Here is a 26,044-nt window from a genome sequence, read left to right on the forward strand (position 1 = left end):
GTCGGCCGCGCACCGACGTCACGCGTCGTCGACCCGTCGGGCCAGGAAGTCCAGGACAGCGCCGGCGAAAATGTCGTTGCGGTCACCGGCCACCATGTGCCCCGCACCACACACGTCGGTGAACTCCACCTGCGGGAAGCGGGACAGAAATTCCTCAGCACGCTCCTGACTGACCAGGTCGCTCATCTGGCCACGAACGAGCAGCATGGGCACGCCGCCATCCAGGATCGCCCCAACGGCGGCGTACAGGCGGTCGGCGTCGGTGACCTCGATCGGGGGAAACGCCGCGGCGCCGCTGATGAATTGCGGGTCCCAATGCCAATACCAGCGATCGCCGCGGCGGCGGAGGTTGGTGGTCAGACCTTCCAGATCGGACGGTCGTGGGCGATGCGGGTTGTACTCGGCGATCATGTCCGCGACTTCGTCGAGTGAACCGAACCCCGATTCCACCCGATTGGCCATGAATGCGTGCACCCGATTCGCCCCGGACGGGTCCATGTTCGGCACGATGTCCACCAACACCACCGCGCTGGCGATACCCGGCGCGAGCTCGCCGGCGAGCAGCATCGCGGTGAACCCACCCAGCGACGCGCCCACCAGCACCGGGCGCGGCGGCAGGCCGCGCAGTAGCTCCCGGACATCGCCGGCGAAGCTCACCACGCGATAGTCGCCTTCGCTGGACCAGTCCGATTCGCCGTGGCCCCGTAAGTCGACCGTGACAGCTTGCCAACCCCGTTCGGCCACGGCGGCAGCCGCCCGGCCCCAGGAGCGACGGGTCTGCCCGCCGCCGTGCAGGAACACCACGGCGCGCGCCCGCGGATCACCCAATCGGTCGGCGACGATGCGGACACCGCCCGGCCCCTGGATCGAAAACGATTCCGGTGCAGTCGTCATCAGCTGATGTTAAGACGCTCCGACGCAGCCCCGGCTGGCTAATCTAAGCCCCGGGACTCGGCTCGGTCAGCCGGCCCCCCGACATTGAAGGGTGCGCGATGGCATTCGAAAAGCCGACACCGGTCACCCAGCTGACGCTGGAACTGCGACTCGCCACGATGATGACGGGCGGAGTCAGTCTCGCGGTCTGGATAGCCGGCGTCGCGCGCGAGCTCAACCTGCTCGCGCAAGCCTCGCAATGGCGCAGGGCGGGCGGCACCTTCCCGACGAACAGCCGGCTCACCACCGAGTCGACGGCATCCCTGCGGCTTTATGCCCAACTCATCGACCTACTCGACATGATCGTCGACGTCGACATCCTGTCCGGGACAAGCGGGGGCGGCATCAACGCGGCTTTGCTTGCGTCGTCGCGCATCTCGGGCGCCGATCTCGGTGGGCTCCGTGACCTGTGGCTTGATCTAGGGTCCCTGACCGACCTGCTGCGAGACCCGCGAGACGAGTTCACGCCGTCCCTGCTGTACGGCGACGAGAAGCTGTTCGCGACGCTGGCGACGCAGTTACCCAGACTCGAGACCGGTCCGTTCCCGCCTGCGGAGTTTCCCGGCGGTATCCGGATCCCGTCCACCACCCTGTACATCACGACAACCCTGCTGTCCGGAGAGGCGAGCAGCTTCACCGACTCGTTCGGCACCCGCGTCCAATACGTCAACCGGCGTGGCCTGTTCACCTTCACCGAGGCAGACCTGACGAACCATGGCATCGCCTCGGCTCTGGCGCTGGCCGCGCGCAGCTCGGCCTCGTTTCCCCTCGCGTTCGAACCCTCGTTCGTGCCCTTCATGAAGGGGACCCCCGCGCAGGGCGCTGTCCCGGCCCGACCACCGATGGCGCCGTACGCCAATATCACCCGTCCGCACTGGGTCGCCGACGGCAGCCTGCTCGACAACCGGCCCATTGACGTGTTGCTCAAACGCATCTGCGACCGCCCCGCCCGGCGTCCGGTGCGCCGGGTGCTGCTGTTCGTCGTGCCGTCGTCCGGACCCCCACCGAACCTGGTGCAGCAGGCGGCCCCGGACAGCGCCGACGAGCGGCTCGGGCTGCTCGCCAGCCTGTTGCGGGATCTGGGGGCGATCACCACTCAGTCCATCGCCACCGACCTGCGAGCGATTCGCGCCCATCAGGACCGCACGGCGGCGCGGATCGACGCGAAATTGCGCCTGGCCGAGTTGGCCGCGACGCTGCCGCACGGTTCTCGGCTACTGACCCCGCCGCTGCTGGCCGACTACCAGTCACGGGAGGCGCAAAAACATGCGCGCGAGCTGACCGATGCGCTGTTCCGCCAGCTGGGCAGCTGGCTACCGGCGTCGAGCACCGCAACCGAACGGGTTCCCAAGAACTGGGAGCCCGAACTGGCGGCAGTCGATACCGAGAAGGCGTGCCGCCAACACATCACCGAGGCGCTGCTGAGATGTTGGTCGCAACCGCCCCACCAGCCGCTACCCGAGAGCACCGCCGACCTCGCCCGGTATGGCCAGCCGGCATACGAGCTTGCCAAGGGCAGCGCGCTCGCCGTCGCCCAGGCGGCATACCACCTGGCGAAGTCCGACTCCGATATCGCCGAATTGGCGGCGCTCACCGGCACCATCCATGCCGCGGGCCCGTCGCCCACCGCGGTCGACCTGGGTGATCTTGTTCGCGCGGTATGCGAGAACACGTCCATCCGCGAAGGGTCGCTCAAGGATGCCGCCGCCTTGATCGCCGACGGCTATCTCCAACAGTTGGCGGTGCAACAGGACGCCTGGGACCGGCTCGGCGACGCCTTGGTCAACGGCTATGACACGCTAAAACGGTTGTGCGCCAACGCCGCGGCTGCCGCCGGCGCCGATCGGGGCGGGTTGCTGTCACACGATCGCGTCGGTCCCAGTGCGCTCGACACCTACCTGGACTACCTGGGGACCGGCGACGACCCCACGGCGATAGCGACGAAATTGTTCGATCTGGCCGCGACACAGCGGGCCATGCTGCCGGCAGATTCGGGGATCGAGCAGCCGGTGGAGCTCGTGCAGGTCAGTGCCGATACCCGCAGTCTGCTCGCGCCCGACTGCCGCAGTGCCCAGCAGAAGCTCACCGGCATGCAGTTCCATCAGTTCGGCGCCTTCTACAAGCGGTCCTGGCGCGTCAACGACTGGATGTGGGGACGGCTCGACGGAGCCGGCTGGCTGGTCCATGTCCTGCTGAACCCCCGACGTGTGCATTGGATCGCGCAGACCCGGGTCGGCACGCCCGGACCGGAGAGCCGCGCGCAGTGGTTTCTGCGTCAACTCAAAACCCTGGGCGCACCTGAGTTTCCGCGTTCGGGCTACCGGCTGCCGACCTTTGGTGGCGGCCCTGAGCAGCTACTCACCGAAAACATGGTGCTCGACGAGCTGGCATTTCTCGACGACCCGACGATGCCGTTGCCGACGAGCATTCCGCTGACGGCGCTGTGGCTGGCGCAGGCGTGGCACCAGCGAATCCTCGACGAGGAGCTAGACACACTGGCCAACACGGTGATCGACCCGCAGCCGGGACAGCGACCGGATTGGAGCCCGACAACATCGCGCAGCTGGGCCAAGAAAGTGTTGGCCGCAACGCAGGGGGACGCCAAATACGCTCTCTTGAACGAGAACCCGGTCGCGGGCGAATCATTCGCCAGCGACAAGCGATCACCGCTGATGGCGCAAACCCTGGCGAAGGCCGTCGCGACCGCCTCGGCGGCGGCGGGCTCAATTCGGTTGCTGCCCAGCGCTTTGAAACCGTCCGTGGTCACCCTGCGAACGCTGGCGCTAGGTGGATACCGGGTTGTGTCGTTGACCAAAGGCATCGCCCGTACCACGATCATGGTCGGCGTCATGCTGCTAATCCTGGGTGTTGCCACCGCGATTCAATCGGCAACGGTGCTCGGCGTCACCGGCCTGATCATGGCCGGAACCGGCAGTTATCTGATCGTCCTGGGAACATGGCAGTTCTCCAGCAGGTCGCTCTTTGCGCTGCTATCGGTCACGCTGGCCGGCGCGGTGCTTGCGCTGGCAACGCCCGTCGTACGCAGCTGGCTGTTCGGCGACGCCGACCATCCCGGTCTGCTCGGCGCCAACATCTACTGGCTCGGCGAACAGTGGTGGCGGCCGCTGATCGCCGTGGGCGCGGTCGCGCTGGGCATCACGGTCATCGCGGCCGCCAAGCCCGGACGCCGGTGAAAGCACGTCATAGCGCACGGATCCCGTTGTAGAGCACCATCACTCCGATCAACACCAACACCACCGCCAGCATTGCGGCGTGGTTCTTCGCCATCCAGTCTTTGAGCCGGGTCAGCGGCTCGTCGAGGCGATCGGCGGCACTCAGGTAACCCACTATCGGGAAGGCGACCGTACTCCCGGCCAGCGCGACGAAGATCGCGGCGCATATCCACTTACCGGCAACGCCGAGCGCACTGGTGCCGATAGCCAATCCACCCGCCAGGCAAATGATCAGCACCTCGGGTCGCAGCACCACCAGCACCGCCGCGGTGATACCGGCGCGCCGCGGCGTAATCGTCGAGAACGACCGCATCCAGCGCGGCGATTCGGCGTGTCCATGGCGAGTCAGCCAGCGGTAGCCGCCGAACAGGATCAGTGCCGAACCAAGGACCACCCGCACCCAGGATGCCCAGGCCGGCGGCGTCCGGTGCAGGCCGCCGAGCAGACCGGAGCCCGCGATGAAGATCGCGGTCACCGCCGCCAGTCCCAACAGCCAGCCGCCCAGGAATGCCAGGCCCGTCGGCCGCGGCCGCGGCGCGTGCAGCACCAGGACCGCCGGGATGACCGTCAACGGCGAAACCGCGATCACGAGCGCGAGCGGAATCAGCGGGGCCAGCACCGTGCCCCAATTTGCTGTCACGGGCTGAAATCTTCGCATCGACCGGCCACCGCACCGCGCCCCGGGGGTTGGATCTCCCAGGGATTCGCCTTGACGAGCGACGATCCGGTCTATGATCCGGCGTTGTGAGGGACGCGTATCCCGAACATGGACCCGCGTCGCCGCCACGGTATCTCGTAGCGATCCTGATGTTCGTCGTGCCGATGAGCCAGATCCCGCTGGACCTCTACACCCCGGCGCTGCCACAGATGGTCGTCGATCTGCGCGCCTCGCCGACGGCGATGCAACACACCGTGGCGGCCTACCTCCTCGGGATGAGTTTGGCGCTCGTCCCCGTCGGAGTCGTCGCGGACGCCCGCGGCCGCAAACCGGTCCTGCTGTCCTGCCTGGGCATCGTTGTCGCCACCAGTGTGCTGTGTGCGCTAGCCGGCAGCGTGCCGGTGCTTCTCGCGGCGCGCTTCGCCGAGGGCGCGGCCGCGTCCGCCTGCATGGTGGTGCCTTACGCCATTGCCGCTGATTGCTTCCGCGGTCGGCGATTGACATCGGTGTCGGGACTACTCGGCGTCGCGTGGGGGCTGGCGCCGGTGCTGGCGCCGGCGGCCGGCGGGGTGCTGGTCCAGTTTCTCAACTGGCGGCTGGTGTTCGCCTCGATCGCGGGGTTGGCCGCGCTCGCCGCGGTGGTCGTGGTGCTGCTGTTGCCCGAAACGCTTGCGCGGCAGAAGCGTTCACCGGTCCACCCGAGGCCGATCATCCGGGTGCTGGCCGCCGCGCTGCGGCATCGGGTGTTCACCAGCTTCGTGCTGGTTTTCGGCCTGATGGCCTCGGCGCAGCTTGCCTTCGGGGTGGCCGGACCCTTCCTGTACCAGCAGAACCTGGGTTTCTCGCCGGCGGCTTACGGTTTGATGGCACTGATCGTCGGGGTGGCTAACCTGTTCGGAGAACTGGCCTGCGGCATTTTGGCGGTGCGCATCTCGGCGCGTCGGCTCGCCATGGGCGCGCTGACGGTCTTCGGCATCGGCACCTCGATACTGGTCGGATCGGGACTGCTGATCGGAAACGACGCGTGGGCGCTCACCATCGGTTCCGGTCTGGCGTTGTCCGGGTGCGGGGTGCTCTGCCCGCAGATGTACGGCCTGGCGATGGGCTTGTTCACCCGCAATCTCGGATTGATCGGCGGGCTGGTGAGCGGCATCGGTTATCTCGTGGTCAGCGCCGCCATGGCGGCTGTCGGCGCCTTCCATGAACGCACCCAGACACCGCTGGGGCTGTTGTTCGCGGCTTGTGGCGCAACAGCATTCGTGTTGCTCGCCTGGGCCATGGCCCGGTACGGACGAGTCCGGCAACCGGCACATTGACGCCTGCCGGCTCGGTCAGGACTGCGAGTTCTTGCCGACCGTGACCGGTGCCGAGCTGGGCGGCACCAGCAGCGTGCCACGCAGACTGCCCTTGGCGGTGCGAAGGGTCACCAGAACCCAGGTAGCGAGTAAGCCCGCATATCCGATGACGGCGGCCACCTTGAACGCAGGCAGCTGCGTGTGCACGGCCAGCTGCGACGTACCGGTGACGAAGGTGCCTACCGGGAAGGTGAGGCTCCACCATGTCAGGGCAAATGGCATGCCGCGCAGCAAGGTTCGAACCGTCAGCGAGGTGGCCAAGGCAATCCAGAGCACCGCGAAACCCCACACCGGAACCCCGAAGATGATCGCGAACCCGGCCATGTCCTCGGCCAGCTCGTGCGGCACCGCGCCGGTCAGCGCACCGGCCGCCAAAAGTCCTGCGGCGGTGATGGATTGGCCCAGCGGCCCCAGCACGATCCACAGTGTCGGCACCCGCACCGAGCCGGAGGTGCCGTACAACGCCAGCCGGCTCCAGATCATCGCGATGATGTTCAGCGACGCCACGAACGACAGTCCGAACATCGCGTAGCAGCCGTAGAGCATGGTCTCGCGGCCGGTGCCCGCCGGCATGTGCGGGAGTAGTTGCGCCCCGGTCGCGGCCGACACCATCGGCGGGACCACCGGCATGAGCCAGCCACCGAATGCCGCGTCCGGCTCCACCCGAAGCTGGGTGAACATCAGGAACGGAATGCTGACGGCGGTGAACAGGCCGCCGAGCGTTCCCGCGCTCCACAGCACCCAGTGCAGGTCGACGGCGATGCGCTCGCCAATGAGGTGCGCGCCGGCCAGCACTGCGCCCGAGCCGACGGTCATCAGCGCCATGGGTGCGGCGCCGTAGAAGTGGGCCATCTGCGGATTGCGGGCGTGCGTGCGGGCCACCGTGGGGTGGCGCAGCCAGTGACCGCCAACCAGAACGATCAGCACGACCAGCAGGACCGTCGCCATCACCCAAACCGCTTCGGCAAAGGCGTGCAACCCCGGCAGGTGGACCGGCAGGGTGGCCCCGGCGATGGCCACGATTCCGGTGCCCATGACCGAGGCGAACCAGTTGGGCCCGATATTGCCGAGCACTTCCACCCGGGTGGGCGCCGACGAAGCATCCGCCGAGCTTGCGGTGGCCATAGCTGAGCAACACTACCGGCGTAGCAGCTTCGACGAGGACCCGGCAGTCCGGAGCCGCCCGCCCGGGCACTGTGCGCCGCGATGGCGCACCGCCCGCTGCGCACTGAGTGAGTGGTCGAGCGCAACCCACGGCGCAACCTGTGCAGTGCCGCGATTCGCGAATTGATAACTCTCATTTAAGGTTTGAGCGAGCGTATGCATGGACTTCTCCCTTGTTCGGCGTCGGGCGCCATGGTGCAATCGATCGACCGTTTCGACACCGCATTTCGGCGTGATGTTTGAAAGACGGGGCATCTGAAAGCATTTGCGATGGGAGAGCTGTTGTGACGCTGTGGGTGGTTCCGGAGGGTTTGGCAGCTTCGGCTGCACGGATCGAGGCGCGGAGCGCGCAGCTGGGCGGCGCCCACGCGGCGGCAGGGCTCGAACAGCTGGCCCGCTCTGAAGCACCGACAGCCCAGGGCTCGGCCAGTTACGCCGCCGGCGATGCCGCCGCAGCGGTCTCCTACGGACCCGCCGGCGATCTGGCATGAGCGCGCTGATCTGGTTGGCCAGCCCCCCGGAGGTGCATTCGACGTTGCTCAGCGCCGGCCCGGGCCCGGCCCCGGTGTTAGCTGCCGCAACGCAGTGGTCATCACTGAGCACCGACTACGCCGCCACGGCCGAAGAACTCACCATGGTGCTGGCCGCGGTCAGCGCCGGGGCCTGGCAAGGACCCAGCGCCCAACTCTGCGCAGCAGCCTACGCACCCTATCTGGCGTGGTTGGTTCAGGCCAGTGCCGACGCTGCGGCCACCGCCGCGGCTCATGAATCCGCGGCAACAGCATATGTCGGCGCCCTGGCGGCGATGCCGACTTTAACCGACCTGACCGCCAACCACGTCGCCCACGCAGTACTGATAGCCACGAATTTCTTTGGCATCAACACCATCCCGATCGCGCTCAACGAAGCCGATTACCTACGGATGTGGATCCAAGCCGCCGCCACCATGAGCGTCTATGAAGCCATCACCACAACCGCACTGGCCACCACACCACACACCACCCCCGCACCCGTCATCATCAAACCCGGCAGCACCACCACCGCCGCCCTCACCCAAACCGCCCTCGCACCCTTCCCGATATGGCAAATCCTGCGCGATATTTTAGGGATTATCGTCACGGAGCTGGTTGGCATACCCGCGTTCTGGATCCTGCTGCCGGTTGTCCTCTTTCTCGTCCCGTTTGGCCTCTTCTTCTACGGCCTAGCCGTGTTAATGGGACAGACTGGAATAGCCGACTCCATTCTGGCTAACGTCTGGGGCCTGATTACAAGCATGGCGGGTCTGGCGCTTCAAGTCATAACGACACCCTTTTTGGCCACTTACGAGATCATCGTAGGAATAATCAGCTGGTTGACCGGAAATCTCGGCGCGGTTGGTCCGGCGCTGTTTGACAATTTGGTCGAGGGGCTGGTGTTGGCAAGTCCGGCGGCGGCTGCGGCAAGCGCCAGCTCTGCGGCCCGAGCGGCTGGCTTTGCTTCGGCGATGGCGGTGGACACGGTGGGGCCGGCGGTTGCGGTGGTGTCGCAGACACAGTTGGTGTCGGGGGTGTGGGCGGGGAGTCTGGCACCGATGCCGGTGGCCGTTGCTGGTCAGGCCGCGGCTGATATGGGCAGTGCGGGGACCCTCGCCACGGGTTCTGGGGCTCAACCTGCCGGATTGGCCAGTCTGGGTGCCGGATTTGGTGATAGTGCGCGGCTGCCGATGCTGCCCGCTAGCTGGACGCCGGAGTTGGCTGGGGCGCCAGGCGAGGACGAGTTCGTCGGCGCAGCCGTTTGAGCCCGGTTTAAGCGTTCATTTAGCGGCTTCGTAATCCGCGCTTGTCGCCAAGGCGGCGTTGTTGCCTCACCGTATTGGCTCGGCTGAACAGTGAGCGATATCAACGTAAGAGTTTCAGTATGGCGAGTCGGCCGTGACATTTCAGGCTTCGCATGCCCGGGTTGCAGCGGACGCCGCCAAGGTGAATGCGCTGCTGGATATCGCGCAGGCCAAATTCGGTGAGGCCGCAGGCACATATCTGGCCGCGGATGCAGCAGCACCCTTGTTTTGCACGCTATTTAAGTCGACCGTCATCATTTGGGGGAATTTTGAAACGCGATGGAAAACCCAACTTGCGCGCGACTACATGAAAAATTCCCGGGAGCTTGCGAAGCTCGCAATGACGATGGATTTGACATACGCAGGAATCGGATCACGTTCGATTGGGTGAACGGCGGCGACGTGGCACGCTCAGCGCGAGCCAGCCTGATGGCCAACAGGGTTCTTCCGGTGGCGCAGTGGATCACAATCCAGCCGGTACCCGGGCCGGTGCCTACGTAGCGAGCCGTCTCGCGCCGCGGCCCAAGGCCGGTTGCGGCGCGTCTCACACGTCCTCGGTGAGCTGGCCGGCCCTGCTCAACCGTGACGGTCACCTGACCCCAGAGCTGACCGTCACGATCGTCGAGCAGGTGGCGGCGGCGCTCGACGCCGCCCACGAACAGGGATTGGTGCACCGCGACGTCAAGCCGTCCAATCTGTTGATCACTGCCGACGAGTTCGTCTACCTGATCGATTTCGGGATCGCCCGCGGCGAAGCCGCCCCAAAATTGACCTACACCGGCTCGATCCTGGGCACCTGGGGCTACATGGCGCCGGAGCGTTTCACCGACGGGACCAACGATGCCTGCGTCGACATCTACGCGTTGGCGTGTGTGCTCTACGAATGCCTCACCGGGCAGTTGCCGTTTCCGGGTGAAACGCTCGAACAGCAGTTCACCGGGCACACGACACAGGACCCGCCACGTCCCACCGACGTCAAGCCCGAACTGCCGGCCGGGTTTCGACGAGGTGATCGCCCCGGGTTTGGCCAAGAATCCCGACCAGCGCTACCCCACCGCCCGGGAACTGGCCGCCGCGGCTCGCCAGGTGCTCGACGACGCATCCGACCTCGGCCCGTGCGACACCGACCGCACCCCGAACGGCGACACCGCACCGCCGGCGGACCCGCGGCGGCCCGACGCGACACCCGACAACAGCGGCACCGCCGAGCAGCCAGCCCGATCGGAGACGGCCACACGACCGCCCTCACAGGGCGCGCCGGCATGGCACCGGCGCAACCCCTGGCAACTCGGCGGTGCGGCCGCTGCCTTGGTCATCGCTGTCGTCGGGGTCGGCGCGATCGCGGGAAACCCGACGGCCCAGACCCTCTCGCAGGCCGCGGGACCGTCCGAGCCGCTCCGGCCGGCACCGGTCGTGTTGCCGTTCACCGGGCTCAACGGCCCCACCCCGGTCGCGGTCGGCCCCGGTGGCGCCGTCTACGTCGGCGACTACTACAACAACCGGTGGCGCAGCTGGCGTCCGGTTCGTTCGCCGAGACCGAGCTGCCGTTCAGCGGGCTTCACCGCCCCCAATCCCTGGCGGTGGACACCACTGGCACCGTGTATGTCTCCGACCTCCGTGGCGAGGTGCTCACCCTACCGATCGGTCCGGATTTCGGTTGCTCGATGCGGGCCAAGACGCTTCGCGAGCCACATACACTGCCTGCAGTAATGCTTTCTTCGCAGACGAGGTTCGCATTGAGAAGAGTCCCGCTTGCGGTGTGGTTTTCGGTCCTGCTACTGATCGCCGCGCTAGCCATGCCGATCAAGCAACGGTGCGGGACACCGAGCCGCAGCTGCGCCAGCACGCTGGACGCAAACGGCAACCTTCACTACTACTACGAGGTCGAACCACTGGGGGTCTTCCTCCTGGAAATGATCACCGGCACCAACATCCGCTGGTATTACACCTCCGGCGAGGAAATCTCGTAAGCGCAAGGCGCATAACGGGTTTGGCTAGCCTCGGCAGACTTGCGGCGCATACTGCACGGTCGTGGTAGACGGCGTGTTGAATTGAGAGTCGATGGTGAGCTCGGGAATCACCGGCTGATTTTCGACGCCGAGCCGCTTCAGCTCGAGGTTGATCTGCATGGTGTCGGGGGTGATCCTGCGGGCATTGGTGTCCCGGTCCGGCCGCATCGACGCATCGGTGCTGGCGGGGTCCTGGGTGCGGATGATGGCTAGGTCGTCGGTGTCCTGTTCCGGGCCGAGTTCGACGAACTTCTTGCCGTTGTTGGCGACACTGTACGTCAGGACGTAACCCACGAAGCCGGACGAGTGGTTACCCGCGGGCGACTGCGGCAACGGCTGCGCGAATCGAACCACCAGCTGCAACACGCCGCTTCGGGGATGACCGACGTCCACGGACGCCACGGTGAGGTTGTCGGGCGGCTTCGGTCCGTCCTGCAGCTGGCAGTTGAGCCGCCTCGGCAGGCGCGCCCAGTCATCGCGGGGTGATTTCACCCAGAACGCGACTCCGATTCCGACCAACATCAGCACCAAGGCGATGGGAATGAGCAGCCGCAGTGCCGCCGGCATCCCCGACCAGCCCCGGCGCACCCCGTTGGCAACGGCCCGAAACGGTGAGCGTGCCGTCGAGCGGTCTGCCCGGCAATGCTCGGTCCAGTGCTGACCGTCCCAATATCGCTGTCCGCCCGAACCGTCGGGATTGAAATACCAGCCTGCCGGCGGTGAGGTCGGCACGGTCACGCTCCATTCAACGTCGGGGTCGGTGAGGGCTCGGCCGGGTGCGCCGGATCACGGCGGTGAGTCCAACGACTCCGGGGGCGGATCGAGCATTTGGACGTGGTCACCCTGCCACTGAAACCCGACGGTGGTCAGGGTGCCGTCATCGCAGGCATCACAGCTTTGTCTGGTCCGGTAGGTGAGGACGACCAGGTCGTCGGTGGAGGCCGGAACCTCCAATTCGGTGAACGGATACGCCACCGGGGTGGCAGTGCCGACGAACGCCCCGCGGTGAAACATCAGCGCCTGGTCCGGTGAGCTGCGGGTGGCATCCACCACCGTCACCACCACCGCCGATAGGTCCGCGCACGGATCGTAGTCACTGAACTGCGGGGTGGGATTCCACGCTTTGCCGGTTTTCTTGTCCGGGGGAAGCTGGGCGAGCGCCGCGGATACCGCGGTTGCCTCATCCGGCCCGCACGGGCCCGCGGGCGCGGTGGACGTCGTCGTCGGCGCGTTCGACGGGGCGGTCGTGGGCGCCGCCGACGGACCGGCGCCGGGACGCGGCTTGCCCGAGAACACCACGACCGCCACGATGACGAGCGCTACGACGGCTAGGACAGCTAGGACCGCCGCCACCAGCCAGACGGCGCGCGCGGACCGGGCCGGCCCCGACGGTGGAGTCGTATCGACAGCGTCGGACGGCTCGTAGGCCGGCGGGGGCCAGTTAGGGTCGATATCGCCCGATGCCATGTTGGTGCCCGACACCCCTCCCTGTTGGGCGGCAGATGCCTCCCGGTACTTCCGAGCTTGGCGAATTGTAGCCAGAAGGTGCAGGTAGGGGAAATGAACCGGCCGCGGAGTAGCCGCTGCTCAGCGGGTGAATCTGCCCACATCCGCGCATCTGGAGTGGGGGCAGCGCAGCAATCTGCCGCATACTAGACGGCATGCAGCAAGCGACGTCCCCGCAAACCGCCGGCCCGGTGCCGTCCGGTGAACCGGTGACGGGTCGAGGCATGTGATGGGTCGTTCGGGCGGACGTCACCGCCGTCGCGCTGTCCGTAAGCCGTCGCCGCTGCGCCGACGGCTGTCGCGCAGTTTCATGACGCTGGTCTCCGTGGTGGCCCTGGGCATGACCGGGGCCGGATATTGGGTGGCCCACGGCGCGCTGAGCGGCATCACCATTTCGCAGGCCCTGACCGCCGAGGACCCGCGGTCCACCGGCAACAACATGAACATCCTGCTGATCGGGCTGGACTCCCGCAAAGACCAGGAGGGCAACGACCTGCCGTGGTCGATCCTCAAACACCTGCACGCCGGTGATTCCGACCAGGGGGGCTACAACACCAACACCCTGATCCTCGTGCACGTCGGCGCCGACGGAAAGGTCGTCGCTTTCTCGATACCCCGTGACGACTGGGTGCCCTTCACCGGCGTTCCGGGCTACAACCACATCAAGATCAAGGAAGCGTACGGGCTCACCAAGCAGTACGTCGCGCAGCAGTTGGCCAACCAAGGCGTGAGCTCCCAGCGAGAGCTGGAGACCCGGGGACGCGAGGCCGGCCGGGCCGCGACCCTACGGGCGGTACGCAGCCTGACCGGCGTTCCGATCGACTACTTCGCCGAGGTCAATCTGGCCGGCTTCTATGACCTGGCCGAGACGCTGGGCGGCGTCGAGGTGTGTCTCAACCACGCCGTGTACGACTCGTATTCGGGCGCCGACTTTCCGGCCGGACGCCAGCGACTCGACGCGACCCAGGCGCTGGCGTTCGTGCGGCAGCGTCACGGCCTGGATAACGGGGACCTGGACCGGACCCATCGGCAGCAGGCATTCCTGTCGTCGGTGATGCACGATCTGCAGGATTCGGGCACCTTCACCAACCTGGACCGCCTCGACAGCCTGATGGCCGTGGCTCGTAAGGACGTCGTGTTGTCGGCCGGCTGGGATGAGGACCTGTTCCGCCGCATGGGCGAACTGGCGGGCGGCAACGTCGAGTTCCGGACCCTGCCCGTGGTGCGTTACGACAACATCGACGGCCAAGACGTCAATATCATCGACCCGGCCGCGATCAAGGCCGAGGTAGCCGCGGCGATCGGCACCGGCGCCCCGGCAGCGACCACCACGACCCCGGCCGCGAAGCCGAACCCGTCCACCGTCGTCGATGTGGTCAATGCCGGCAGCATCAGCGGGATGGCCAGCCAGGTGTCCAGCGTGCTGCGAAAGCGCGGCTACACCGCCGGCCAGGTCCGGGACCGCCAAGCCGGCGATCCGTCGACCAGCACGATCAAATACGGCGCCGGCGCCCAAACCGACGCACAGAATCTGGCCAACCTGCTCGACGTCGATACGTTGAAAGCGGACCCCAGCCTGGCGCCCGGACACATTCAGCTGACCGTGGACACCGACTTCGCGATGCCGACCCTCGACGAATCCCAAGAAACGAGCAGCACCACCACATCGACCGGGACATCGAACGGGACGGCCGGGAACACCTACAACACCTATTACAGCGGCGGTACCACCAGCACATACCCGACGCCCGATCACGGCAAGCCGATCGACGGCGGTGGAGTTCCCTGCGTGAATTAAGGCGCGCAACGGGGCGCTGTTCGCGGTGCGTGAATTAGGCGTGCGTCCCGCCGTCGATGCGGATTTCGGTGCCGGTGATGAATGCACCGTCCTGCGACACCAGCATGGCGATGACGCCGGCGACCACCGACGGATCTGCCATTCCGGCGCCGCTGGATGTCTCGGTGGTGGGCAGCACCGGCAGCAGCCGGGTGAACAGCGACCAGTCGGCATCTTGCGGAAGGTAACCGCCGGTGGCATCGGTGATGCCGGACTTGATGCTGCCCGGCGCCACACACACCGCCCGCAGACCGCGCTTCGCATACTCGACTGCCAGGGAATGCGTAAAGGCTTGCACGCCGCCTTTACTCGCGGCGTAGGCGGCCATGTACGGGTGTGCAAACGCCGCCGAGGTGGAGCTGAAATTCACTATCGTGCTGCGCTGGTTGGCCAGCAGCGCCGGCAGGGCTTCCCGGACCACCAGAAAGGTGCCGGTCAGGTTGACCGCGATGATCTGATTCCACTGTTCGATGCCGGTCTGGTGAGTGTGCCCGGCGCGCAGCATGCCGGCCGCGTTGACCAGTGAGTCCAGGCCGCCCAGGGTCTCGACGGCGCGGCGCACCCCCTCGATCACCGATCGCTCGTGGGCGACGTTCATCTCGCAGGTGGTGAACGTGCCACCGGTCCCGGCCTCGGCGGCGCGGGCCGCTGTCGTGGCCAAGCCGTCGGCCGCGATATCGCTGCCCACCACCGCGGCCCCCTCGTCGAGCAGCCGCAGCGCGGTGGCCTGGCCGATCCCCGAGGCGGCGCCGGTCACCAGGATCCGCTGGCCGTGCAGTCGCTCCATGGCCTCAGACCACTCCGCGTAGTCCGTCACGGCCAAACACCGGTTCCAGCATCGCCGAGAAGTCCGGGCCCCGTCGCAACATGTGGCCGCCGTCGACGTTGATCACCTGCCCGGTGATGAATCCGGCGGCGTCGCTGAGCAGAAACATCGCCAGGTTGGCGACGTCCTCGACCTCGCCGACCCGCGGCAGCGGCGTGCAGAGGGCGTAGTCGCGGCTCAGCTCCGGCGATTCGGTGACCGGCGCGACGAGTTCGGTGCGGATCAGTCCCGGACGGATGCTGTTGACCCGCACCCAGGATGGGCCGAGCTCGTCGGCCGCCAACTGCATCAGGTGGTCGACCGCGGACTTGGTGACCCCGTAGGCGCCGAACCAGCGGTGGGTATTGCTGGCCGCGATCGAGGAGATGCCGACAAAGGACCCGCCTCCGCCGCGCACCATCTCGCGCGCGGCGTGTTTGAGGACGTACATGGTGCCGTTGACGTTGAGGTCGACAGTGCGACGCCAGGCCGCCGAGTCGATCTGGGTGATCGGCCCGATGGTCTCCGACCCGCCGGCGCAGTGCACCACGCCGTGCAGCTGCCCATGCCAGGCCGTTACCGCGTGGACCGCACGGGCGGTCTCCTCCTCGTTGGTGACATCCGCCGGCTCGTAACGGATGGATCCGCCGCGTGCCTTCAGCGCTTCGAGTTCTCGCACGGCGCCCGCCAGCCGGTCGGGGTTGCGGCCGACGATCATGACCGAGGCTCCGGCCGCCACCAGACCGGCGGCCACCCCCTTGCCGATTCCGCTGCCGCCGCCGGTGACCAGGTAGGTCCGGTCTTGAAAGGAAAGCTGCATTCGAGCCCCTCACGGTGAAGCTGAAACAGGTTCTCGTTATCGAACCATGCGGCCGTCGGCGCGGGCATGAGTCCCCGGTGCCACCGAACACTTTCGTCACAGCTGTCTCACCGGTTTCTCGGGAAGTTGGGCGGCGACTTGCCCATCTACTAGCGACTGTGAAGGTGTCGCTGTTCCCGGTCGTGGGGCTGCGCTCGGGTGTGGACGGTGTGGATAGATGGAAATCGGGTGCTGATGCGGTTGAGTCGGCGCCGAGTGTGCCGTGATGGTTTCGAGTGTGCGTCTACGGCATTGACATTGCATCAAGGGCGGCAATCGGGCGGCAATTCTTCCGCCCAGGACGCACAATCGCGCCCGTGGGCGCAGCGTCGACGCCGTCACCGCGCGCTCGATGCGGCGGCACGACAACCGATTCGGTGAGCACCTGACACATCCCCCGAACGCCATCCCTCACAAGAGGTTTGAGCGACACCGCCCAATCGGTCTGCCGAAAACAGAAGGGACACCTCTGCCCCTTCCGGGTACCGGTGTGCCGGGTGTCACCCAAACTCGCGGCACTACGGCGTATCGCGGCGGGCCACCTTGGTCGGCTTGGCCGTACGCCAGTCTTCGACGTCGGGCGGCAGGCCGACCGGGAACCTGTTCTGGTTGTGGGCGGCCCAGTGGGCATGTCCCAACTCGTGGACGTGAAACGCGTGCCGCAGCGCCTCGGTGAAGCCCATGGCGTCGGAGGCCGCGTTGACCGAATCCTTGACCAGCAACGCCGCCATAGTGGGACGCTCGGCGATACGCCGCGCGAACTCCAGGGTCTTTTCCGCCAGCTCGGCGGCCGGAAAGACCTTCGACACCATGCCGAGCCGGTAGGCCTCGTCTGCATCCAGCGAATCACCGGTCAACAGCAGCTCTTTGGCCTTGCGCGGACCGAACTCCCAAGGGTGCGCGTAGTATTCGACGCCCGGCATACCCAGTCGCACCGCCACCACGTCGCTGAACTTGGCATTGTCGGCGGCGACAATCAGGTCGCACGCCCAGATCAACATCAGGCCCGCCGAGATCGCGTTGCCCTGGACCTGGGCGATGGTGATCTTGCGCAAATCGCGCCAGCGGCAAGTGTTTTGGAAGTAGAAGTGCCACTCCTGCAGGTACAGCTTTTCCATGACCGCATCGCGGGTGGCGCCGTGGGAGCGGAAGGTCGGATGCTGCGCCGGTCCGGGCTTGCGCTCCAGCATCGCCGCCTCGGACCCGAGGTCGTGCCCGGCGGAGAAGTTTTCTCCCCGCGCGGCCAGGATCACCACTCGCACGGCGTCGTCGGCCTCGGCCCGGCAGAACGCCTCGTCGAGCTGAACCAGCAGGGTTCGATTCTGCGCGTTGTGAGCCTCCGGACGGTTGAGCCAGATCCGCGCGATCCGCCCGTCGTCGAGGGTCTCGTATGCGACCAGCTCGGCGGGGTTGGCGCCGTCGGCCTGGGCACCGGCGTGATCCGAGATTGTCATTGCGCCCACCTGTCTTGTCTCGCGTGGTCATCTGGGGCTGGCATCGACTTTACAGATTACGGCGACTCTGTAAGAAGAGCGCGGGCCGGGCCCTCGATGCGTCGTCACACGTTGGAAAAGATTTGCTGCGGCACCGGTCGTCGAGGCGTAGCGTGAATACGCCGTGCCCGACCCCGGGAGAATGGCAATGGCTCATCATCAATCGGATTTCTGTGCCGTGGGGGCGGTATATGCGGGGCTAACCGCCGCTTACCGCATTCATCAAGCGGGGCACTCGGTAACCGTGTTCGAAGCCGGACCCCGCGGTGGCGGGCGTACCTGGTCGGCAAAGCTTTCTAACGGTGCGCTCTTCGAGATCGACGGACAATGGGTGGGCGACGAGGACGCACAGCCGGACGTCCGCAGGCTCATGGATGAATTCGGAATCGAAGTCTATGGACAATGGGACCGGGGAAAGACCGTCTTCGTCGATTTGAAAAACAACATCCACACCTACGACGCCCATGATGCGAATCCGTTAATCGCGCTGCCGCCGATTTCGATGGCAGCAAAATTGGATCTAAGCAAGGCCATACTCAGTATGGAAAAGATGTCCGAAGTGGTTAATCCGGAAGCACCGTGGGACGACGTCCGGTTTCCGTTTACGGTCAGCCTGGGACCCGGCACCACCCGCGAAGCCGACCAGATGACCGTTCAATCCTGGTTCAACCTGAACATCATGACCAAAGAGGCAAGAGCGCTGCTGGGCGCGGCGATAGTCGGATATACGGGGGTGGAGCTCGCGGCGTGTTCGTTGCTGCACTGGCTGTTTGTCCTCAAGATCTACCGCAGCAAGCTCTTCAACATGAGCGGCCAGGCTCCGGGCCAGGCCCAGCAGTATCGCGTCCGCGGCGGAATGCAACAAATGGCGGATCGGATAGTGGCGACGCTGGGCCCCGAAGCGGTACACCTCAATTCACCGGTCCGTCAGATCACCCAGGACGCCAATGGAGTCACGGTAAGCGCGGAAAACGTCGCCGTCCGGGCCCGCCGGGTAATCGTCGCGACGAACATCTCCATGACAAACTTCATCCACTTCGATCCGATCTTGCCGCCGGACCGGGCGCAACTCCAGCACCGCGTCCCCACCGGCGCGTTTTGGAAAATCTGGCTCTGCTACGACGAGGCCTTTTGGCGCCGGCGCGGGTTGGTCGGTGAATCCATTTCGATCTACCCGGGCGATTACAGCCCCAACGCGCGGGAATGCGGGTTCGACGAAAGCAGCGACAGACCCGGCCTGATGAGTGTCTTCCTCGCCGGTGACAAAGCTCGCGATTTCAACCACCTGACCCGAGCCGAGCGCAAAGCGCAGGTTCTCAAAGAGATGTCGCATCGCTTCGGCGCAGACGGCGGGCAGTTGTCCGAACGGATTCACTTCCCGGCCGTGTCGCCGCAGAACCCGGCCGCGGACTCCTATTTCGAGTTCAACTGGTCCATGGACGAGTGGACCCGCGGGGATTTCGCCGGTTGCATGGGACCTGGAGTGTGGACCGGTCACGGGTTCGGGCCCGCGGTGCGCGAGCCGGTCGGACGTGTCCACTGGGCGGGCGTCGACACCTCGACGTACCCGTACCACTGTGTGAGTGGTGCGGCGCAATCGGGCGAACGGGCGGCCCGGGAGGTGCTCGCCGCGGATTGAGCCTGGCTCGCCGTCGTGGCTGCGTCCCGGATTTAGTTTCGCTTAGAGTTGTGTAATGCCTACCAAAACTGACCATGGCGATATCGGCGACGTGGAACCGGTGGCCGACAGCACCGCGAGCCAGGCCAGGAGGGTCGTCGCCGCATACGCTAACGACGCCGACGAGTGCCGCATTTTCTTGTCCATGCTCGGTATTGGGCCGGCGAAGCTCGAGAGCTAATGGCTTCCAGGGGATCCGCGGAGCCCACAACAACGGAAGTCTTCGGGGACTCTGACTTCGTCGTCGTCGCCAACCGACTGCCGGTCGACCAGGAGCGGCTTCCCGACGGCACCACCACCTGGAAGCGCAGCCCTGGCGGGCTGGTCACCGCGCTCGAGCCGCTACTGCGGCGCCGGCGCGGGGCCTGGGTCGGCTGGCCCGGTGTTGCCGAAGCCGATGTCGACGTGGTTGACGAGCCCATCGTCCAGGATGAGCTGCGGCTGCATCCGGTACGGCTGTCCGCCGACGACATCGCTGAGTATTACGAAGGGTTTTCCAACGCCACATTGTGGCCCCTCTACCACGACGTCATCGTCAAGCCGCTCTACCACCGCAAGTGGTGGGAGCGGTATGTCGACGTCAACCGTCGCTTCGCCGAAGCCACCGCACGCGCGGCCGGTCGCGGCGGAACCGTCTGGGTTCAGGACTACCAGCTGCAATTGGTCCCCAAGATGCTGCGCACGATGCGGCCCGATCTGACCATCGGGTTCTTCTTGCACATCCCGTTTCCGCCGGTAGAGCTGTTCATGCAATTGCCGTGGCGCACCGAGATCATCGAGGGCCTGCTCGGGGCCGACCTGGTGGGGTTCCACCTGGTCGGCGACGCCCAGAACTTCCTGTTTCTGGCCAGACAGCTGCTCGACGCCGAAACGTCGCGCGGAGCTGTCGGCGTGCGGTCCCGATTCGGTGCGGTACAACTCGAGTCGCGCACGATTCGGGTGGGCGCCTTCCCCATCTCCATCGACTCCGGGGCGCTCGACCAGGCGGCGCGACATCGCGACATCAAGCGCCGGGCTCGCGAGATCCGCGCCGAACTCGGTAACCCCCGCAAGATCCTGCTCGGCGTGGACCGCCTCGACTACACCAAGGGCATCGACGTACGGCTGAAGGCGTTCTACGAGCTACTGGCCGAGGGGCGCGCCAAACGCGACGACACCGTGTTGATCCAGCTGGCAACACCCAGCCGCGAGCGGGTCGAGAGTTACCAGATACTGCGTAACGACATCGAACGCCAGGTCGGCCACATCAACGGCGAGTACGCCGAGGTCGGTCACCCGGTGGTGCACTACCTGCACCGTCCGGTGCCCCGCAACGAGCTGATCGCCTATTTCGTGGCCAGCGACGTCATGTTGGTCACCCCGCTGCGGGACGGGATGAACCTGGTGGCCAAGGAGTACGTCGCCTGCCGCAGTGATCTCGGCGGCGCCCTGGTCCTCAGCGAATTCACCGGGGCCGCCGCCGAACTGCGACAGGCATATCTGGTCAACCCGCATGACCTCGAAGGGCTCAAGGACGCGATCGAGGGGGCGCTCAACCAGAGCGACGAAGAGGGACGGCGCCGGATGCGCGCGCTGCGGCGCCAGGTGCTGGCCCACGACGTGGACCGCTGGGCTCGCTCGTTCCTCGACGCCCTTGCCGAGGCGCGTCCGAAGGACCCGGGTTAACTCCGGGGCCGGGAACGCAGCGGCAGTAACCGATGGTCCCGGGTGAAAACCAGGCGCACCAGCCCCAGTGCCACGACGACGGTGGTGGTCGCGACCGAGCCCAGGACCAGGAACATCACCACCGCCTGCACCAGCACGGCCTGCACCGGTGGCACCCCGGCAAGGATGAGTCCGGTCATGGCACCCGGAAGGAACACCAGTCCGGTGGCCTTCGTGGTCTCGATCTGCGGAGAGATCGCCGACCGCAGCGCGATCCGCAGATACGGAGCCGCGGCCTGACGCGACGGCTGCCCGAGGGCGAGTCTGGCTTCCACCTCGTCACGTTTGTCGCGCAGCTCGTCGACCAGGCGCCGGGCCACCAGCACCATGGCGGTCATCGAGTTGCCGATCATCATTCCGGCAATCGGCACCAGGGTTCGGGCCTGCAGCGGAAAGACCCGCAGCCCGAATATCACCCCCAAGGTGATCGCGGCCGCCGCGGCGAACGCGGCAATGGCCAGCGGCGCCAGCCGCGGCACCTCGGGTGCCCGCCGGCGGGCGACATCGCCGGCGTAGCCGATCATGCCCGCCGTCCACGCCGCCGACCACCACAACGACCGGCCGGGCGCGAAGAGCAGCGTCAGCGCGCCCCCGACGAGCAGCAACTGGACCAGCGCGCGGGCGGCCGCCCAGACTACCTGCCTTTCCAGGCCCAGCCGCTGCCACAGCGAGATGGCCGCCGCGAACACCACCAGGGCCAGCGATGTCGCCAGCCCGATCCAACCGACCTGGCCGGTCATGACGTCACCTGATCGTCGGCCTTACCGTCGCCCGGCTTGGAGGCCGGCTTGGAGACAACGTCGACGAGTCCTACGCAGCGGCCCCGTTCGATGTGCACGATCCGGTCAGCGGCCCGCTCGGCTTGCGCCGGGTCGTGGGTGACCCACAGGGCGGGAATGCCGTCGTCGGCCAGCCCACGCACCGCACGCTCGATCACCCGGGCCGCTTCGGCGTCGACGGCTGAGGTGGGTTCGTCGAGCAGCAGCACCTGCGGGCGGGCCATCAGGGTGCGGGCCAGGCACATGCGCTGCGCCTCCCCGCCCGACAACGCGGTCGCGTCGCGGTCCAACCATGACCCGGTGAGCGCCACCCGGGCCAGCGTGTCCCGCAGCTGCGCTTGCGACGCAGTCGGCTCGGCGACCAGCAGGTTGTCGGCGACCGTGCCCGGAAACGGTGTAGGACGCTGGAAACACATGCCCACCCGGCGCCGCAGCCACAACGGGTCGGTCTCGGCTATATCCGTGCCGCAGAACAACACTCGCCCGCTCGTCGGCACCTCCAGTCGATTGCACAACCGCAGCAGGGTCGACTTGCCCGATCCGGACGGGCCGAACACCGCCGTCACCCCGTGCCGGGGAATGGCGGCGGTGAACCCGTCCAACGCTCGCACCCGGTCACGTTGGACGACAACGTCGGCGAAGTCGAACACCGAAACGTCATCCACTGCCAAATCCACTGCTAAGCCTCGATCTGCCCGGGGGTCGGTCGCGAACGATTCCTGCGGTACGCTCACTCCGAAGACTATCGGAACACGATATCGGAGTCCGAGTTGGCGGTGACGGGTTCGGGACGAGTCTCCTGGCGGCGATTGCTGCACGCGGAGGGGCCGCCGGCCGCGATCTGCATACGACTGCTCGTCGGCTTGGTGTTCCTCAGCGAGGGCATCCAGAAGTTTCGCTACCCGCAGCAACTTGGGCCCGGCCGCTTCGAGCGGATCGGAATACCCGCCGCCACCTTCTTCGCCAATCTGGACGGCGTTGTCGAAATCTTATGCGGCACAATGGTTGTTCTGGGCCTGCTGACCCGGGTCGCGGCCATTCCGCTGCTCGTCGACATTATCGGTGCGATCGCCTTGACCAAGATTCCCGAGCTGCGGCCCGGGGGCTTTCTCGGTGTGCAGGGCTTCTGGGGCATGGCCCACGACGCACGCACCGACCTGTCGATGCTGCTCGGGCTGATCTTTTTGCTGTGGGCCGGTCCCGGCCGGTGGTCACTGGATGCGCGGCTGGCCAATGCCGGTTGATCGACGCGGCTTCCTCACCTGGAGCGGCCTGGGGGTGCTCACCGCCACCGGCCTGGCGACCGCCTGCTCGCATAGCCCGCCGGCCGGTAAGGCCGACTACACGCTGCGCATCGGGCAGAGCCAGGTGGAAGTCGCCCCCGGCAAACTCGTCGCAACCACCACCTACAACGGCCAATTCCCGGGGCCACTGCTGAGGTTTACCGAGGGCAAGCAGATCACCGTCGACGTCCACAATGACACCGGCACCCCGCAACAGCTGCACTGGCACGGCCAACACCTGCCGGTGGAGGTCGACGGCTCGGCCGAGGAAGGCACCCCGTTCATCGCCGCCCACGGCATGCGCCGGATCTCGTTTGTTCCCGGCCCGTCGGGATTCCGCTTCTACCACACCCACCTCAACCCGGGCGCCGACCTGACGGGCGGGCAATACGGCGGCTTGGTCGGCCCCGTCTACATCGAGCCCAAGCATGAACCGGGCGCTTACGACCGCGAAGTGTTCCTGACGCTCAAGGAGTTCGAGCCCAGCCTGAGCCAGGGCGGTGACATGCCCGGCGGCTTCCTGGCCGGTGAGGCGGTCGCCGGATTGAAAGACCAAGGCGAGCAAGCGATGAACGCCGCACTGGCTGCCGGCCTGCCGCATGGCTACGAAGTGGGCTATGAGGTCTTCACCGTCAACGGCCGCACCCTGGGCCACGGCGAACCGATCCGGGTCAGGAGCGGCGAGCGGGTGATGCTGCATGTCCTCAACGGCAGCGCCACCGAGAACCGCAGCCTGGCCCTGCCCGGACACGTCTTCACCGTGGTGGCCCTGGACGGCAATCCGGTGCCCAAACCCGTTGCGGTTCCGGTGTTGTGGCTCGGCGCCGCCGAACGCATCTCGGCGGTCGTGGAGATGAACCACCCCGGCGTCTGGATCCTCGGCGACCTCTCCGACGAGGACCGTCAAGCGGGTATGGGCACCGTCGTCGAATACGCCGGCCGCACCGGCGACCCGCAGTGGGCCCCGCCGCCCGAGTTTGCCTGGGACTACCGGGTGTTCGGCAGCGGCGGCACTCCCCCGGCCGCTGATCGGGTTATCGACCTGTTCATCGAGAAGCGCAACGCCGCCAGCGACGGGTTCAACGTCTGGACCGTCAACGGCGCCGCGTTCGCCATGGGCACCAACCAACCGGTGCTCGACATCGTGCGGGGGCAGCGCTACCGGCTGCGGTTCCGCAACGGCACCGACGACATCCACCCGATGCATCTGCATCGACATACCTTCGAAATCACCCATGTCGCAGGCACACCGACGGCAGGTGTTCGCAAGGACGTCGCGATGCTGGGCGGGTACCAGATCATGGAGGTCGACTTCACCGCCGACCAACCGGGGCTGTCGCTGTTGCACTGCCACCAACAGATACACATGGACTTCGGTTTCATGACGCTGCTGCGCTGCTCCTAGACCTGCACACCGTAGAATCGGAACCCGATATCGGCTTCGTCACCGACGCGTACGGGGTTGTCCCGAAAGGGGTTGTCCATGCGGGAATTTCAGCGGGCCGCACTGCGCCTGCACATCCTGCATCACGCCGCCGAGGGAGAAGTCCATGGCGCGTGGCTGACCGGGGAACTGAGCCGCCACGGATACCAGGTCAGCCCCGGCACGCTGTATCCGACACTGCACCGGCTGGAGGCCGACGGTCTGCTGGTGTCGGAGCAACAGGTGGTGGCAGGCCGGGCGCGCCGCGTCTACCGGGCCACCGCGGCCGGCCGCGCGGCGTTGGCCGACGATCGCCGTGCGCTTCGAGAGCTGGCCCACGAAGTCCTCGGCACGGAGGCCTGAGTGGGGGGCCTGAGCTAGCCGCCGGCCGGCGTTGCGAAGCCATGGTGTTCCCGCCGAAACGCTGTGATACTCGATGCAGCACCGCAGCGCGGTAGGCAGCGAAGAAGATCAAGGGGGAAGCGACGTGAACATCCGTCACGGACTGGCCGCCGGCGCGGGTATCGTCTCGGCCGTCGCACTGGCGACCGCGCTGCAGTCAGGCGAACCGGCCCATGCCGTCGCGCCACCGCCGGACGGTGCCTACTCCTTCAGCCAGGCCGGCGTTTCCGGGGTTACCTGGACCATCACCGCGCTGTGCGACCAGCCGTCCGGAACGCGCAACATGAACGACTACTCCGACCCGGTCACGTGGGCGTTCCAGTGTGCGCTCAATATCGCGAGCACGACGCCCCAACAGATCACCCGCGCCGACAAGCTGCAGAACTTCAGCGCCCGGGCTCGGCTGACCAGTGTGCTGTGGACCTTCCAGGTGAACCAGGCAGAGGGCGTGTTGTGCCCCGACGGCAGCACCGCGCCGTCGACCGAAACCTATGCCTTCAGCGACGAGAACATGAGCGGCACGCACACCACCTTGCATGGCGCGGTCTGTGGTCTGGCACCGGACATGAAAAAGGAACCGTTCTCGCTCCAGCTGGTGGGGCCGCCGCCCAGCCCGGTCGAACGGTACCCGTTGCGCTGCAACCAAATTGCGATCTGCTACTAACCGGCGGCGGCGCAGGCGCAGCAGAGCTGCGGGCACGTGCCATTCATGGCGCTCGACGGGCGTCCTTGTGCCCTACCCGGAACTACACGGCGTGGTGTTGCTGACGCCAGTAGTCCGGGTGTTCGGCCAGCCACCGACGCTCCACACGTTGCACCCGGTGATGCTCGGCCATGATCAACAACCCACCGGCCATCAGCAAACCGGCCGCGGCCGAGCCCAGCGTTAATAGCAACTCGCCGTGGTTGTAGGCCAGGGCCGCCACGATCCCGGCCATGCCGATCACTCCGAGGACGATGAGAAACAACCCCGGCAGCCACAGCGTGTCGATAAACGATTCACCGGCATGCGGTTGGGTGGTTCGGGAGTGTTCCACCGGATCGCGATATGCACCCTTCATTGACGTCTCCCTTCTCCAAGAGACGCTTCTAGGGTACGCCTAGATT

24 protein-coding genes and 2 pseudogenes are annotated in these 26,044 nt (G+C 66.5%); 15 read left to right on the forward strand and 11 right to left on the reverse strand.

The annotated features are described in order from the left end of the window. Positions 1 to 18: 18 nt before the first annotated feature. Positions 19 to 894, reverse strand: coding sequence for an alpha/beta fold hydrolase (locus tag BST40_RS09880; RefSeq protein WP_176357749.1), 876 nt, complete (start codon positions 892 to 894; stop codon positions 19 to 21). A gap of 98 nt (positions 895 to 992) precedes the next feature. On the opposite strand from BST40_RS09880, the gene BST40_RS09885 reads away from it, so the two are divergent. Beyond that, positions 993 to 4,127 carry a patatin-like protein gene (locus BST40_RS09885; protein ID WP_083154118.1) on the forward strand — a complete coding sequence of 1,045 codons (3,135 nt, stop codon included), beginning with the start codon at positions 993 to 995 and terminating at the stop codon, positions 4,125 to 4,127. A 7-nt stretch (positions 4,128 to 4,134) separates the two neighbouring features. Here BST40_RS09885 and BST40_RS09890 read toward each other — a convergent pair whose 3' ends face one another. After that, positions 4,135 to 4,824 (reverse strand): GAP family protein, encoded by a 690-nt coding sequence (locus tag BST40_RS09890; protein WP_083154120.1) that lies wholly within the window; start codon positions 4,822 to 4,824, stop codon positions 4,135 to 4,137. An 86-nt stretch (positions 4,825 to 4,910) separates the two neighbouring features. On the opposite strand from BST40_RS09890, the gene BST40_RS09895 reads away from it, so the two are divergent. Next, positions 4,911 to 6,140: a multidrug effflux MFS transporter gene (locus BST40_RS09895; protein ID WP_240316516.1), complete on the forward strand. Its 1,230-nt coding sequence runs from the start codon at positions 4,911 to 4,913 to the stop codon at positions 6,138 to 6,140. A gap of 15 nt (positions 6,141 to 6,155) precedes the next feature. Here the strand turns inward: BST40_RS09895 and BST40_RS09900 are convergent, their stop codons facing one another. Next, positions 6,156 to 7,304, reverse strand: coding sequence for a TDT family transporter (locus tag BST40_RS09900; RefSeq protein ID WP_083154122.1), 1,149 nt, complete (start codon positions 7,302 to 7,304; stop codon positions 6,156 to 6,158). A gap of 323 nt (positions 7,305 to 7,627) precedes the next feature. On the opposite strand from BST40_RS09900, the gene BST40_RS09905 reads away from it, so the two are divergent. The 5 genes and pseudogenes from BST40_RS09905 to BST40_RS33195 all read left to right on the forward strand — a co-directional run bounded on the left by BST40_RS09905 (position 7,628) and on the right by BST40_RS33195 (position 10,869). After that, entirely contained in the window at positions 7,628 to 7,834 is a 207-nt protein-coding gene (locus BST40_RS09905) for a hypothetical protein (protein ID WP_075545639.1), read from the forward strand. Continuing rightward, positions 7,831 to 9,120, forward strand: coding sequence for a PPE family protein (locus BST40_RS09910; RefSeq protein ID WP_075545638.1), 1,290 nt, complete (start codon positions 7,831 to 7,833; stop codon positions 9,118 to 9,120). Before BST40_RS09905 ends, BST40_RS09910 begins: the two co-directional genes overlap by 4 nt. A gap of 112 nt (positions 9,121 to 9,232) precedes the next feature. After that, a pseudogene (locus tag BST40_RS32495) lies at positions 9,233 to 9,379 on the forward strand (type VII secretion protein EsxS); the annotation flags it as partial. A gap of 409 nt (positions 9,380 to 9,788) precedes the next feature. Next, positions 9,789 to 10,052: pseudogene (locus BST40_RS33190) on the forward strand (protein kinase domain-containing protein); the annotation flags it as partial. After that, positions 10,000 to 10,869 (forward strand): serine/threonine-protein kinase, encoded by an 870-nt coding sequence (locus BST40_RS33195; protein ID WP_425270696.1) that lies wholly within the window; start codon positions 10,000 to 10,002, stop codon positions 10,867 to 10,869. The pseudogene BST40_RS33190 and the gene BST40_RS33195, both read left to right, overlap by 53 nt. Positions 10,870 to 11,153: 284 nt before the next feature. Here BST40_RS33195 and BST40_RS09925 read toward each other — a convergent pair whose 3' ends face one another. Beyond that, the gene (locus BST40_RS09925; RefSeq protein ID WP_083154144.1) at positions 11,154 to 11,900 is read right to left on the reverse strand and encodes a DUF2510 domain-containing protein; all 747 of its coding nucleotides are present in this window, start codon (positions 11,898 to 11,900) and stop codon (positions 11,154 to 11,156) included. A 54-nt stretch (positions 11,901 to 11,954) separates the two neighbouring features. Then, positions 11,955 to 12,635 carry an LppP/LprE family lipoprotein gene (locus tag BST40_RS09930; RefSeq protein ID WP_075545698.1) on the reverse strand — a complete coding sequence of 227 codons (681 nt, stop codon included), beginning with the start codon at positions 12,633 to 12,635 and terminating at the stop codon, positions 11,955 to 11,957. 268 nt (positions 12,636 to 12,903) lie between these two features. Between BST40_RS09930 and BST40_RS09935 the strand changes: the two genes are divergently transcribed. Continuing rightward, entirely contained in the window at positions 12,904 to 14,472 is a 1,569-nt protein-coding gene (locus BST40_RS09935; protein WP_075545634.1) for an LCP family protein, read from the forward strand. A 34-nt stretch (positions 14,473 to 14,506) separates the two neighbouring features. Here BST40_RS09935 and BST40_RS09940 read toward each other — a convergent pair whose 3' ends face one another. The 3 genes from BST40_RS09940 to BST40_RS09950 all read right to left on the reverse strand — a co-directional run bounded on the left by BST40_RS09940 (position 14,507) and on the right by BST40_RS09950 (position 17,629). Next, positions 14,507 to 15,298 (reverse strand): SDR family NAD(P)-dependent oxidoreductase, encoded by a 792-nt coding sequence (locus BST40_RS09940; RefSeq protein ID WP_083154126.1) that lies wholly within the window; start codon positions 15,296 to 15,298, stop codon positions 14,507 to 14,509. A gap of 4 nt (positions 15,299 to 15,302) precedes the next feature. Further along, on the reverse strand, positions 15,303 to 16,136 hold the full coding sequence (locus BST40_RS09945) for an SDR family oxidoreductase (RefSeq protein WP_075545632.1): 834 nt from the start codon (positions 16,134 to 16,136) through the stop codon (positions 15,303 to 15,305). Between the two features lie 557 nt (positions 16,137 to 16,693). Continuing rightward, on the reverse strand, positions 16,694 to 17,629 hold the full coding sequence (locus tag BST40_RS09950; protein WP_083154146.1) for an enoyl-CoA hydratase: 936 nt from the start codon (positions 17,627 to 17,629) through the stop codon (positions 16,694 to 16,696). Between the two features lie 187 nt (positions 17,630 to 17,816). Here BST40_RS09950 and BST40_RS09955 point away from each other — a divergent pair, with 187 nt between their 5' ends. From BST40_RS09955 to BST40_RS09960, 3 genes are read left to right on the forward strand one after another with little or no spacing between them, the layout of a single operon-like run. Next, entirely contained in the window at positions 17,817 to 19,307 is a 1,491-nt protein-coding gene (locus BST40_RS09955) for a flavin monoamine oxidase family protein (RefSeq protein WP_158084003.1), read from the forward strand. A gap of 55 nt (positions 19,308 to 19,362) precedes the next feature. After that, complete coding sequence (locus tag BST40_RS28935; RefSeq protein ID WP_023368290.1) at positions 19,363 to 19,527, forward strand: hypothetical protein; 165 nt, start codon at positions 19,363 to 19,365, stop codon at positions 19,525 to 19,527. Then, positions 19,527 to 21,011 (forward strand): alpha,alpha-trehalose-phosphate synthase (UDP-forming), encoded by a 1,485-nt coding sequence (locus BST40_RS09960; protein WP_075545630.1) that lies wholly within the window; start codon positions 19,527 to 19,529, stop codon positions 21,009 to 21,011. The genes BST40_RS28935 and BST40_RS09960 overlap by 1 nt, the downstream gene beginning before the upstream one ends. Here BST40_RS09960 and BST40_RS09965 read toward each other — a convergent pair. Further along, complete coding sequence (locus BST40_RS09965; protein WP_075545629.1) at positions 21,008 to 21,790, reverse strand: ABC transporter permease; 783 nt, start codon at positions 21,788 to 21,790, stop codon at positions 21,008 to 21,010. The two genes, BST40_RS09960 and BST40_RS09965, sit on opposite strands and share 4 nt — an antisense overlap. Then, entirely contained in the window at positions 21,787 to 22,494 is a 708-nt protein-coding gene (locus BST40_RS09970; protein ID WP_083154148.1) for an ABC transporter ATP-binding protein, read from the reverse strand. Before BST40_RS09970 ends, BST40_RS09965 begins: the two co-directional genes overlap by 4 nt. A gap of 147 nt (positions 22,495 to 22,641) precedes the next feature. Here BST40_RS09970 and BST40_RS09975 point away from each other — a divergent pair, with 147 nt between their 5' ends. The 4 genes from BST40_RS09975 to BST40_RS09990 all read left to right on the forward strand — a co-directional run bounded on the left by BST40_RS09975 (position 22,642) and on the right by BST40_RS09990 (position 25,601). Then, complete coding sequence (locus BST40_RS09975) at positions 22,642 to 23,073, forward strand: DoxX family protein (RefSeq protein WP_075545695.1); 432 nt, start codon at positions 22,642 to 22,644, stop codon at positions 23,071 to 23,073. After that, a complete protein-coding gene (locus tag BST40_RS09980) occupies positions 23,063 to 24,517 on the forward strand; it encodes a multicopper oxidase family protein (RefSeq protein ID WP_083154149.1) in 1,455 nt (484 codons plus the stop codon). Before BST40_RS09975 ends, BST40_RS09980 begins: the two co-directional genes overlap by 11 nt. 78 nt (positions 24,518 to 24,595) lie before the next feature. Further along, a complete protein-coding gene (locus tag BST40_RS09985; protein ID WP_075545628.1) occupies positions 24,596 to 24,898 on the forward strand; it encodes an Rv3488 family transcriptional regulator in 303 nt (100 codons plus the stop codon). Between the two features lie 124 nt (positions 24,899 to 25,022). Next, positions 25,023 to 25,601 carry a hypothetical protein gene (locus tag BST40_RS09990; protein WP_075545693.1) on the forward strand — a complete coding sequence of 193 codons (579 nt, stop codon included), beginning with the start codon at positions 25,023 to 25,025 and terminating at the stop codon, positions 25,599 to 25,601. An 82-nt stretch (positions 25,602 to 25,683) separates the two neighbouring features. Here the strand turns inward: BST40_RS09990 and usfY are convergent, their stop codons facing one another. After that, entirely contained in the window at positions 25,684 to 25,998 is a 315-nt protein-coding gene (gene usfY, locus BST40_RS09995) for a protein UsfY (protein ID WP_075545627.1), read from the reverse strand. Positions 25,999 to 26,044 lie beyond the last annotated feature (46 nt).

The sequence above is a fragment of the Mycobacterium persicum genome (genome assembly GCF_002086675.1).
Classification (GTDB): Bacteria; Actinomycetota; Actinomycetes; order Mycobacteriales; family Mycobacteriaceae; genus Mycobacterium; species Mycobacterium persicum.

What these genes read in the sequence shown, in the direction of transcription:
- BST40_RS09880 (WP_176357749.1), bottom strand. Translation starts at nt 894, where the DNA reads ATGACGACTGCACCGGAATCGTTTTCGATCCAGGGGCCGGGCGGTGTC.
- BST40_RS09885 (WP_083154118.1), top strand. Translation starts at nt 993, where the DNA reads ATGGCATTCGAAAAGCCGACACCGGTCACCCAGCTGACGCTGGAACTG.
- BST40_RS09890 (WP_083154120.1), bottom strand. Translation starts at nt 4,824, where the DNA reads ATGCGAAGATTTCAGCCCGTGACAGCAAATTGGGGCACGGTGCTGGCC.
- BST40_RS09900 (WP_083154122.1), bottom strand. Translation starts at nt 7,304, where the DNA reads ATGGCCACCGCAAGCTCGGCGGATGCTTCGTCGGCGCCCACCCGGGTG.
- BST40_RS09910 (WP_075545638.1), top strand. Translation starts at nt 7,831, where the DNA reads ATGAGCGCGCTGATCTGGTTGGCCAGCCCCCCGGAGGTGCATTCGACG.
- BST40_RS33195 (WP_425270696.1), top strand. Translation starts at nt 10,000, where the DNA reads ATGCCTGCGTCGACATCTACGCGTTGGCGTGTGTGCTCTACGAATGCC.
- BST40_RS09930 (WP_075545698.1), bottom strand. Translation starts at nt 12,635, where the DNA reads ATGGCATCGGGCGATATCGACCCTAACTGGCCCCCGCCGGCCTACGAG.
- BST40_RS09935 (WP_075545634.1), top strand. Translation starts at nt 12,904, where the DNA reads ATGGGTCGTTCGGGCGGACGTCACCGCCGTCGCGCTGTCCGTAAGCCG.
- BST40_RS09940 (WP_083154126.1), bottom strand. Translation starts at nt 15,298, where the DNA reads ATGGAGCGACTGCACGGCCAGCGGATCCTGGTGACCGGCGCCGCCTCG.
- BST40_RS09945 (WP_075545632.1), bottom strand. Translation starts at nt 16,136, where the DNA reads ATGCAGCTTTCCTTTCAAGACCGGACCTACCTGGTCACCGGCGGCGGC.
- BST40_RS09950 (WP_083154146.1), bottom strand. Translation starts at nt 17,629, where the DNA reads ATGACAATCTCGGATCACGCCGGTGCCCAGGCCGACGGCGCCAACCCC.
- BST40_RS09955 (WP_158084003.1), top strand. Translation starts at nt 17,817, where the DNA reads ATGGCTCATCATCAATCGGATTTCTGTGCCGTGGGGGCGGTATATGCG.
- BST40_RS28935 (WP_023368290.1), top strand. Translation starts at nt 19,363, where the DNA reads ATGCCTACCAAAACTGACCATGGCGATATCGGCGACGTGGAACCGGTG.
- BST40_RS09960 (WP_075545630.1), top strand. Translation starts at nt 19,527, where the DNA reads ATGGCTTCCAGGGGATCCGCGGAGCCCACAACAACGGAAGTCTTCGGG.
- BST40_RS09965 (WP_075545629.1), bottom strand. Translation starts at nt 21,790, where the DNA reads ATGACCGGCCAGGTCGGTTGGATCGGGCTGGCGACATCGCTGGCCCTG.
- BST40_RS09980 (WP_083154149.1), top strand. Translation starts at nt 23,063, where the DNA reads ATGCCGGTTGATCGACGCGGCTTCCTCACCTGGAGCGGCCTGGGGGTG.
- BST40_RS09985 (WP_075545628.1), top strand. Translation starts at nt 24,596, where the DNA reads ATGCGGGAATTTCAGCGGGCCGCACTGCGCCTGCACATCCTGCATCAC.
- usfY (WP_075545627.1), bottom strand. Translation starts at nt 25,998, where the DNA reads ATGAAGGGTGCATATCGCGATCCGGTGGAACACTCCCGAACCACCCAA.